General features: G+C 60.8%; 5 protein-coding genes. 1 reads left to right on the forward strand and 4 read right to left on the reverse strand.

What is annotated here, in order from left to right; translation table 11 throughout:
- Positions 1-177: 177 nt before the first annotated feature.
- Positions 178-1,578 (reverse strand): argininosuccinate lyase, encoded by a 1,401-nt coding sequence (argH, locus tag EOA24_RS21145; protein ID WP_126081035.1) that lies wholly within the window; start codon positions 1,576-1,578, stop codon positions 178-180.
- Positions 1,579-1,611: 33 nt separating this feature from the next.
- Between argH and EOA24_RS21150 the strand changes: the two genes are divergently transcribed.
- Positions 1,612-2,295, forward strand: a complete 684-nt coding sequence (locus tag EOA24_RS21150; RefSeq protein ID WP_126081036.1) for a TlpA disulfide reductase family protein — start codon at positions 1,612-1,614, stop codon at positions 2,293-2,295.
- 117 nt (positions 2,296-2,412) lie between these two features.
- Here EOA24_RS21150 and EOA24_RS41740 read toward each other — a convergent pair whose 3' ends face one another.
- The 3 genes from EOA24_RS41740 to EOA24_RS21160 form a co-directional block, all read right to left on the reverse strand.
- On the reverse strand, positions 2,413-2,556 hold the full coding sequence (locus EOA24_RS41740) for a hypothetical protein (protein ID WP_189343060.1): 144 nt from the start codon (positions 2,554-2,556) through the stop codon (positions 2,413-2,415).
- Position 2,557: 1 nt separating this feature from the next.
- A complete protein-coding gene (locus EOA24_RS21155; protein ID WP_126081037.1) occupies positions 2,558-6,202 on the reverse strand; it encodes a hypothetical protein in 3,645 nt (1,214 codons plus the stop codon).
- A 324-nt stretch (positions 6,203-6,526) separates the two neighbouring features.
- A partial coding sequence (locus EOA24_RS21160; protein ID WP_127410035.1) for an EAL domain-containing protein occupies positions 6,527-7,548 on the reverse strand: 1,022 nt, incomplete at its 5' end.

Genomic DNA, 7,548 nt, shown 5'->3' on the forward strand with positions numbered 1-7,548 from the left:
CTTTCTCATCAGCAACTGCAAGGAGAAGTTCTGCGAGAAGGTGCAGCGCCCGCTTCGAGCCTTGTATGAGAATCTTTGGATCCCCACCGTCGTTGTCGGAAAGAAGAGCCAGGCTCAGGTTGGATTTCTGGTGGCTGTAGCGTTCTAAAATCTTGTCAGTTTGCATCAATCAGCCTCTCACGCCTTGGCGAGCCGCTTTTTCCAGTAGCGGATCTGCTTGCGCACTTCGGACGGCGCGGTGCCGCCGAAGCTCACCCGGCTCTTCACCGAATTCTGCACGGCAAGCACCGAGAAGATGTCGTCGGTGATGCCGGGATGGATCGAGCGCAGGTCCTCCAGCGAGAGCTTCTCCAGGCCGACCTTCTTCTCCTCGGCGAGCGCCACGGCGCGGCCGGTGACATGGTGCGCCTCGCGAAAGGGCAGGCCGAGATTGCGCACCAGCCAGTCGGCGAGGTCGGTCGCGGTGGCGTGACCGGCGCCGGCGGCCTTCTTCATGGCGGCGGCGTTGACGGTCATGTCGCGCACCATGCCGGTGGTCGCCGCCAGCATCAGGTCGAGCGTCTCGGCGGCGTCGAAGACCGCTTCCTTGTCCTCTTGCATGTCCTTGCCATAGGTCAGCGGCATGCCCTTCATCACGGTCAGCAGGCCGACGAGATGGCCGTTGACGCGGCCGGTCTTGCCGCGCACCAGCTCGGCGGCGTCCGGGTTCTTCTTCTGCGGCATGATCGAGGAGCCGGTGGAGAAGGAATCCGACAGGCGGATGAAGCCGAATTGCGGCGTCGACCAGATGACGATCTCCTCGGCGAGCCGCGAGAGGTGCGTCGCGCAGATCGCGGCGAGGCTCAGGAATTCCAGCGCGAAGTCGCGGTCCGAAACGCTGTCCAGCGAATTGCGCGTCGGTTCGCGGAAGCCGAGCGCCTTCGCGGTCATATGACGGTCGATGGAAAAGCTGGTGCCGGCAAGCGCCGCCGCGCCAAGCGGGCTTTCGTCCATGCGCTCGATGGCGTCGTGGACGCGCGAGAGGTCGCGGCCGAACATCTCGACATAGGCCATGCAATGGTGGCCGAAAGTCACCGGCTGCGCGGCCTGCATATGGGTGAAGCCGGGCATGACGGTCGCCGCATGCTCCTCGGCGCGTTCGAGGAATGCGGCGATCAAGTCCTTCAATGCCTCGGCGACGCGCTGGCATTCCTGCTTGACCCAGAGCCTCAGATCGACCGCCACCTGGTCGTTGCGCGAGCGGGCGGTGTGCAGACGTCCGGCCGCAGGGCCGATCAGGTCGGCAAGGCGGGCCTCGACATTCATGTGGATGTCTTCCAGCCTGGTGGAGAATTCGAAGGTGCCGGCCTCGATCTCTTTCAGGATCGTGTTCAGCCCGTGAGCGATTTTTTCTTGATCGGCCGCCGAAATAATGCCCGTTTCAGCCAACATCTCGCTATGGGCGATCGATCCGCTTATGTCCTGCGCATAGAGCTTGCGGTCGAAGCCGATCGACGCGTTGATCGCTTCCATGATCGCGGCCGGACCCGAGGCAAAACGTCCGCCCCACATCTGGTTGCTGGCCTTCTTGTCGCTCATCGCTATAACCCGTGCTCCGGAGCAGTTTTGAAAATGGCAGACGGCAAGAGATTCTTTTTTCCGGCTACGCGCCTAATCCTTGCCGCTTTGGTGGCGGGCGTGCTGGCCGGCGCGGTCGCGGTATATGTCAGCGAGAGCGGTTCTGGCAACAACGCTCCGGAGAAGGTCGCTGCGGCCGCCGGCAAAGACGACACCGCCTGTGCGGCCAAGGCAACCCGGGCCAAGACCGTCGCCGCAAAAGCGGTTGGCCAGGTCGCGGCGCTGCAGCCAGCCGATCCGCCGCAATCGCTGAAAAGCCTCGCCTTCAACGGTCCCGATGGCAAGCCGATGACGATCGCCGACCATGCCGGCAAGACGGTGCTGCTCAATCTGTGGGCGACATGGTGCGCGCCTTGCCGCGCCGAGATGCCGGCGCTCGACGCGCTGCAGAAGGAGAAGGGCAGCAAGGACTTCGAGGTCGTCGCGGTCAATGTCGATACGGGCGACGATACCAAGCCGAAGAAGTTCCTCAAGGAAATCGGCGTCGAGACGCTCGGCTTCTACCGCGATCCGACGATCGCCCTGTTCAACGAGGCGAAGACGCGCGGCCTGGCGCTCGGGCTTCCGGTCACCATGCTGATCGACGCGGACGGCTGCTTGATCGCGCATATGAACGGCCCGGCCGAATGGTCGAGCCCCGACGCCAAGCGCCTGGTGGAAGCGGCGCTCGCGCCGTGACGCCAGTCGGGGAACGCAATTCCGCACGGAAACCGCGCTGCTGCTGGTGCGCCGAGAGGTGAGGCATCCACCGCGACGAATTTTTCGGCTAAATCGCGAAACATAAGCCGGCCGCGTTCATTCAAAGCGACCGCTTTCCGCCCGGTCTTTCTCCAACTCCTCGCGTCGTTCTTTGGCTATCGTTTCGGCGAGCCTGGCGCGCGTTTCCTTGACCGTCGCGATCAGGCCTGGGTTGGTTCCGGTCTCAAGCCGGTCGAGCAAGTTAAGGCGAACCTCGCATTCCGTCGCGTACGACCCCCTCAAAGCTTCTTGGCCAGAGGTTAATCTCTTCAAACACCGCGACCGGGTCAGGCGCGCGCTCCAAAAGCGCTTTGGCGATTGGCCGCCATTCCAGCGCGGCCGTACCATCGTAGCGGGTGAAAAGCTCGGCGACGGCAGCAGCAAAGGGATAGCGAGGTTCCGGGTCGGCCGCACACCATTCTAAAATGACATGATCTGGAACCTCACTAACCGGATTTGGATGGCCGTGCATCACATCCTGAACGATATCAATGCTGTTCCGGCGATCCTGCTCGTTACCCGCAACGAGCTCGTCCAGCATGATTACAGGTTGGATCTTGAATAGGGCTTGCAAAAGGTCGTTGTGGTCCCAGGCGTAAACCTCGTCCTTCTCAATGGCCGCTTTCAAGTCGCGCCATATCTTGCGTGCAACGGGAGCGCCTTCTGGCCCGTTCAAGCAGCTCTTTGCGATACCGCCCAGTGTGTGGTCACTGTGATCAATTCGCCTGGGATCTGGCTCGAATGAATGCCGGCTAAGAAGAATGCGCCCAGCCTCAAGTGTTTCAGCTTTTGGCTTCCGTCCCGCGCTGCCGTCCGAATGTAGGCGCATCATGACGATTTGCAGGGCGATGGGATAGCCGTCGGGTTTCGCAGCAATCGCAACCACTAGGTCACGAAATGCAGGTCCCGGAATTGGATCGCAAACGCGCCCGCCAACCAGAACGAAGAAGTCGTGGGCAGTGACCTTGCCAAGCTCTAAGGCGCGATGGAAGCGGCCAACACCTACCTCATCGATCGTGACGCTCGCCTGAAGATCGACCAGCCATTTGCCGAGAACGGCATCATCTACGGCTTCATCAAGGAATGCCTGTGTTGCCGTGGCTTCCTTTGTTTGAAGCCCATTGAGGAAGCCACGCAACAGTTGCACATTTGGCTGTTGGGCTGAGGCCACTTGGGCGGCCAATCGCTTCCACATGACGCGCGGCTCGTCCGCGCCCAGGGCAAGTCCCTGCCCAAATTCGAAAAGCCGCCCATGGCCGCCGATGAGTTCCGGAAGGACTGTAGCGAGAGCTTTTTCGTCGGCTGCGGCTTCTTTTCCAAATTCCACAACAGCCTCGGCGACGCGCTTCAAGCGCTCGGCAATGTCCATTTCGTCATCATCCTCGAAGTCATCAAGGCTGCCTCCTCTTTCTCCGAGCACGATTCCCCGTACGCTATCGATCAAATCCTTCGGTCTTAAAAATTCCTCCAGTTCGGTAAGGCGTTGCAGTGCCCGGGCATCCAGCATTTTCGCGCTGTATCGCCGGGTTTGCCGTGTTGCGATCCAACCCTCGCGCCAAAAACCGTCCTTGGCAATTGCCCTGGAGATGCGCTCCAGCGCGTAGTACTGGCCCGCATTCGCCCAGAGGCCTCGAAATTTGCGGGCGATGCTTTTCTGAACCCGTACTCTGACTTTGCTGTCATGTAGCGCGAAGGGTTCCGCTGTCTTGAGCACATCGCCGAACCACTGATCGTACTCGGCTTTACTCTTTGGATGGTAGCCATAGTCCCGCGACCGCGCGCCGAACTCAAAACTGGAATAGGGCCTGAAGTGCTCGGTTGTCATCATGGCTTCCAACGCCTTGACGCCGAGATGGCATTCAACCGGCATGTCTGATTTTAGAAATTCTGTCGCTACTTCGAGGCGCATCGACAACGGTGCGTGGGTCGCGGAAAAAGCGACGTAGAAGAGAGGCGCGATTGCCTTCTCGGCATCGCTGTCGACCACCACACCATGCATGCCCGCGAACTTGCACAACAATGCCACGGAACGTTTGAACAATTCAGCGTCATAGGCGAGCGCATGCAACAGCCGGATAAGAGGTGCGCCGGCCAGTAGCGCATCCACGTCTGTATTGGCGAAGCTATTCTCAAGCGCGGAAAGTGTTGCTCGAGGCTGTACCGGCGCGACATTTTCGAGCATCGCGTGGCCAAGCGGGTTTAGGTTCGACACATCGAAGAGAAGGCCGCCCGGTGCAAGCCAGCCTTTGGCGATGGCCTGGGCCTCCTTGCTGCTGTCGAGATAGCCAAGGCGGCGCGAGAAAGAGCGCAACAGGCGCTCTGACGTCCCATTCACAATCGCGGCTTCTATAATGGAATAGGGGATATTCTGAAGAGCCAGTTCCGCAAGTCGGTTTGCGATAGCGTGGGGCAAGATCGCGCGCCATTCCCCACGCTTTTGCAAAAGATCCCGCCGCTTCAGTTCAGCGGCTGCGGTGAACACCTCCTGGGCGGTCTTTCCGATCAACCCGCCGAGCACGGGCAGTTCCGCATTCTCGCCCGTCAGGTCTTCCCCTTGAAATGAGTAAACCAACGAACAGGCTTCCGCGATTTGCAACAGCCCCGCATCGTGCTCGTGGCGTTGCTGGAAGAGACGCTTGAACAATTCGGTGTGGGTGAGCCCAGAGACCGTCTCGGTTTTCTTTACGGTGCCGGCAAGCGCAAGTGCTATCCGCGCGTTGCCGCCTGAGAACTCGGCAATCCTGCGGCTGTCGAGCTGTGATAAGTCCGGGAAGCGACCCGCCACCAATTTTGCGATCAGAGGCACCGACGATGTTTCCAGCGAGAAAACGTCTGTGCCTTCTGGCTGATCCTCGCGGATGTCATATTCTACGGTGATGGCGCTGACCGCTGAGCCCGAGGCACGCACCACCTCCGATAGGTGCCGGTGCGTTTCCGGAGGGCAGTTGTCAATCACCAAAATCGCGCGCGTGCCGGCCGCGGTCAGCTCAGAGGCAAGAACCTTTGGCTGTGGATCAGGCCCATCGGCAACGTCGGTATAAAAGGCGAGGCAAGGGTCCAGCGCGTTCGCGCCCACAGTATTGTCAAACAAGGCTTCGACCAGCCGTGTCTTGCCAACACCTGAGAGGCCAACAAGACGAACAACCTGACCTGGTTTTCGCAGCGCATCTCGCATGCGGTTGATGCCATCTACGGCCGACAGGCCTTCACCATCGTCTTTGTTGCCCGTCTTGATGCGTGCCTCGTCATCAAGAAGATAGCGTTTATCCGCGCCCGCCGGCACGCTTGACCAGTCCCCGTAAGACTTCCACCCGGGGATGGGCCTTCTAACCCGGGAACGAACCCACGCAATCAGCCCCGGATTGGCACGCACCCAGCTCGCGATACGATTGCGGTCATAGAAGTCGAGATGCAGCTTTTCGGCGTCAGCAATGCTGTTTACCGCTTCCGCCATCGCCGCTCGGCGATTGTTAAGCGCTGAATCGGCGGTGGATCCACTTGAGCTTACGATGATGTAGGCGCCATCCGCGGCAGCCAGTTCCTCAATCACCGGACGAATGACGCCATTCGGCCTCATTTCCTTCGGAATCTCCGATCGGGGCATGTCAGGCTTCTTCACCTGAAAGCCGGTTGCGGCCCTTGGTATGAAGCCCTCGATCTTGCTTCCTGCGGGCAGCGCCACACGCACATCAACGCCGCCGTCTTTGGCGGTTTGGTCGCCGCCCCAAGTCGCCGCAGAGACAGGGAGATTCGCGCGCTGGAGCGTGGCCTCGCAGAGACGGCCGATTAGCGACCGCAAATTTTCATCGTTCAGTGCAGCAATATCGTCGCGGGTGATCTCGAACATTAGCCGAAATTGGGGGGGACTTGAGTAAACGTCAAATTACGTGTTCAAGTTCACGTGGGTTTCCACAAGAGAGACTGTGAGGAACGAAGAGTCCAAATCTCATATTGCGGATCTAGTTCCGCCAAGGCGAGCAGATTGGGTTTGCCTTAGCCACAGCGCTTCGTTCGCAGATCAGTCGGCCAAGCGATGCGCCGCTGGAAGCAGGGAGTGCGATCGCGTTCCGTCCTGCTACAACACGACGTTTCGTTGAACCGTCATCCTAATTTCATCATTTGTCACACCAGAATCTCCTTCGAAAGCGGTTTCCACTTTTGGGGTCCTGCTTCAGCCTGAACGCGCGGCCGCTGCCGGCTGCAGCATCAGGATGCTGCCGCCCCGGACATTTTCGACCTTGGCGGTTGCCGCGTCTTCCTTGACGCCGTCATCGGCCGCCGGAACACCCGTGAGCTCGCTGAACGCCTCGATCGGGCCGGGCCTGCCCAGAAAATATCCCTGGCCGATGTCGCAATCCTCGGCATCGAGGAAGCGCAATTCGTCGAGCGTCTCGACGCCTTCGGCCAGGACCGGCAGGCCGAGGCCGCGCCCCAGGCCGAGCACGGCGCGCACGATGGTCGCGACCTGGCCGTTGCGGTCGACCGACTTGATGAAGGACCCGTCGATCTTGATCTTGTCGAAGGGGAAGGCGCGCAGGTTGGAGAGCGAGGAATAGCCGGTGCCGAAATCATCCATCGCCACGCGTACGCCCAGCGCCTTGATCTGACGCAAGGTGGCCAGCGCGCGCGGCATGTCCTTCACCAACGCCGTCTCGGTGATCTCGAGCTCGAGCCGGCCCGCCGCCAGGCCGGTGCGAAGCAGCACCTCATGCACCTTGCGGCTGAAATCTGGATTGTGAAGCTGCACCGCCGAGACGTTGACAGCGACCGTCAGCGGGTTCTTCCATGTCGCGGCCTCCTCGCAGGCGGTCGACAGCACCCACTCGCCGATCTGGGCAATCGAACCGCTATCCTCGGCCACCGGGATGAACACCGAAGGCGGAACCTCGCCGCGGTCGGGATGCTGCCAGCGGAGCAGGGCTTCGAAGCCGATCATCCTGCCGCTGCTGATTTCCTTCTGCGGCTGATAGACGAGCCGGAATTCGCCGCGCGCCACTGCCTGGCGCAGATCCTGCTCCAGGCTGCGCCGGTCGCGCGCCTCGGCACCCATGGAGGCCTCGAAATAGCGGAAGGTGTCCTTGCCTTCGGCCTTGGCGCGATAAAGCGCGGTGTCGGCATGGCTGACCAGCGCCGCCTGTTCGTCGGCATCGAGCGGGTAAAGCGCGATGCCGATGCTGGCCGACACCATGCCGC

The sequence above is a fragment of the Mesorhizobium sp. M2A.F.Ca.ET.039.01.1.1 genome, from assembly GCF_003998035.1.
Lineage (GTDB): Bacteria > Pseudomonadota > Alphaproteobacteria > Rhizobiales > Rhizobiaceae > Mesorhizobium.

Excerpts from the sequence above, each read along its gene's own strand:
- EOA24_RS21155 (WP_126081037.1), bottom strand. The coding sequence starts at position 6,202 with ATGTTCGAGATCACCCGCGACGATATTGCTGCACTGAACGATGAAAAT.
- EOA24_RS21150 (WP_126081036.1), top strand. The coding sequence starts at position 1,612 with ATGGCAGACGGCAAGAGATTCTTTTTTCCGGCTACGCGCCTAATCCTT.
- argH (WP_126081035.1), bottom strand. The coding sequence starts at position 1,578 with ATGAGCGACAAGAAGGCCAGCAACCAGATGTGGGGCGGACGTTTTGCC.